The organism is Endozoicomonas sp. ONNA2, assembly GCF_024606365.1.
Taxonomy (GTDB): domain Bacteria; phylum Pseudomonadota; class Gammaproteobacteria; order Pseudomonadales; family Endozoicomonadaceae; genus Endozoicomonas.
Window position 1 is genome coordinate 1 of the sequence record NZ_JAHHPO010000224.1, and the last position, 1,704, is coordinate 1,704.

2 protein-coding genes are annotated in these 1,704 nt (G+C 44.2%); one reads left to right on the forward strand and one right to left on the reverse strand.

What is annotated here, in order from left to right:
* Positions 1 to 224: hypothetical protein (locus tag KDK14_RS04150; RefSeq protein WP_257263758.1), on the forward strand; the 224-nt coding region annotated here is incomplete at its 5' end.
* Here the strand turns inward: KDK14_RS04150 and KDK14_RS04155 are convergent.
* On the reverse strand, positions 214 to 1,512 hold the full coding sequence (locus KDK14_RS04155) for a hypothetical protein (protein WP_257263759.1): 1,299 nt from the start codon (positions 1,510 to 1,512) through the stop codon (positions 214 to 216). The genes KDK14_RS04150 and KDK14_RS04155 overlap by 11 nt on opposite strands.
* Positions 1,513 to 1,704: the final 192 nt, after the last annotated feature.

Sequence of the window (1,704 nt, forward strand, 5' to 3'; positions counted from 1 at the left end):
CCCACTCGGGCTTGCTGCCTTCAGGCAAAGGCAGCCAGAACATCACCGCCAACAGTGGCCAGAAAATTCCGGGGCGAATCATGATTGCTGTTGATACCAATGTGTTGTTGCGTTATCTGTTGGCACCGATCGATGCCCGTAACCCGCCCTGGCAAGCGAGAGTGGCGGCTGAAACCATTAATTTTGCCGGTCATGTTTTTAGATTTTTTCCTTTTATTTGTTAGCTACCTGGATATTTCCACAATTAGCAGAAACCAGCAGCTCCTGCAGCTGCCGATGCGTGCGACGCATCCAATCAATAGATTTATCAGATTCTTGAACATTAATGTATCCAATGTTGATTTGGGTTTTGAAATTTACCCACTGGCTGTCAATTTTTATAGTTATATTACCTGCTGTAGTGATACGAATCTGTCCTCCGGATTTAATGGCATAATTTCCCTGAGTGGAAATATTTCCTTGATCAGTAATTATTCTGACACGCTTACTGAATGCATCCGGGAGCTTTAACTCAACATTGCCAACACCAACGCTAACGGACAGTTGATTATTCCGTAATATTGGAGTTGTAGACGCTACCACTGAGACTATATAAGGACAATCACTATCTTGTCCTGTGATCACAATATTACCCTGACCAACATTAACACCCAAAACATCAAACAAACAATTGGTGTCGTATTGCGGATAGTGAAAGGCTCGCACCCCACCAGATTGATTCCGGGACAAAACGTCCGATGAAAACATATAACGCGGAGGCAGGGTTATGTCGCCCTTAAAGGTTGCAGAAGAGCCCGGGCTTTCAGAGGTTTTTTCCTTCATTGCACTGACCTCGGAGGGCGAACCACCCCTCGCGCCCGGAGGTGGCCCGATTATGTTGCCCAAAAAGCGGTTCGGGTTAAAACTGTCATTCCCTCCTGCCGTTAAACTGTTACCCCTTATAGCTAAACGGTTATTATTGCCAATGATTACCGGACCTGTTGATGAGGAAATATTTACGTCAAACTTTGGTCTACGCGGAGTTTGCGTAGCATCCACCGATGCACTGGCCGATGCATTAACATTGTGCTGAGTGTTTTTTTCAGAACCTTCCAGCCGGTTAATTGCCTTGTTTTGTGATTGTGCCATTTCTTTTCCATGGTCAGTTTCTTCCGCCTCGATATCTTTAAACTCCCTTGACAATTTCTCAACTTGATTATCAACCAGTCTGCCCGCAGGTATTAAATCTTTCGTTATTGCACCACTAAATGCCTGGTTATCAACAGGACACTGTGTGCTCGATAAATAACAAAAGGCGCATATAACTGCCCCGCAACACCTGGTTTGCAGCGTTTTTTCATGGACATCCATACATACGGTACATTCCAAATCTTCAAAACATCTCAGAGCCAGAGATTTTGCTGATGATACTTCATAGCCATTGGCAGATAGAGTCAGTGCTTTTCGGTTACCATTTGATAATTGCAGATCCACCGTTCTCAAATCCGTGCCGGTTGCACTCGCAATGTTCATGGTTACATGCTCCAGAAACAAAAGGGTTCAATTTCATTTTGGACATTATAAATGACATTAAGTTCAGAATGACTCTCACAGTAAATGAATCTTTTTTCCAGCGTAACGGCTAATGGCCATATGGAATCGAATATTTCTGGCTACTTGGGCTGGTACTATGTGAGGCACAGCGCAGAGAGCATAGCCGTAACT

Bases quoted from the DNA above. Each gene is read 5' to 3' on its own strand.
- KDK14_RS04155 (WP_257263759.1), bottom strand. From the start codon at position 1,512: ATGAACATTGCGAGTGCAACCGGCACGGATTTGAGAACGGTGGATCTG.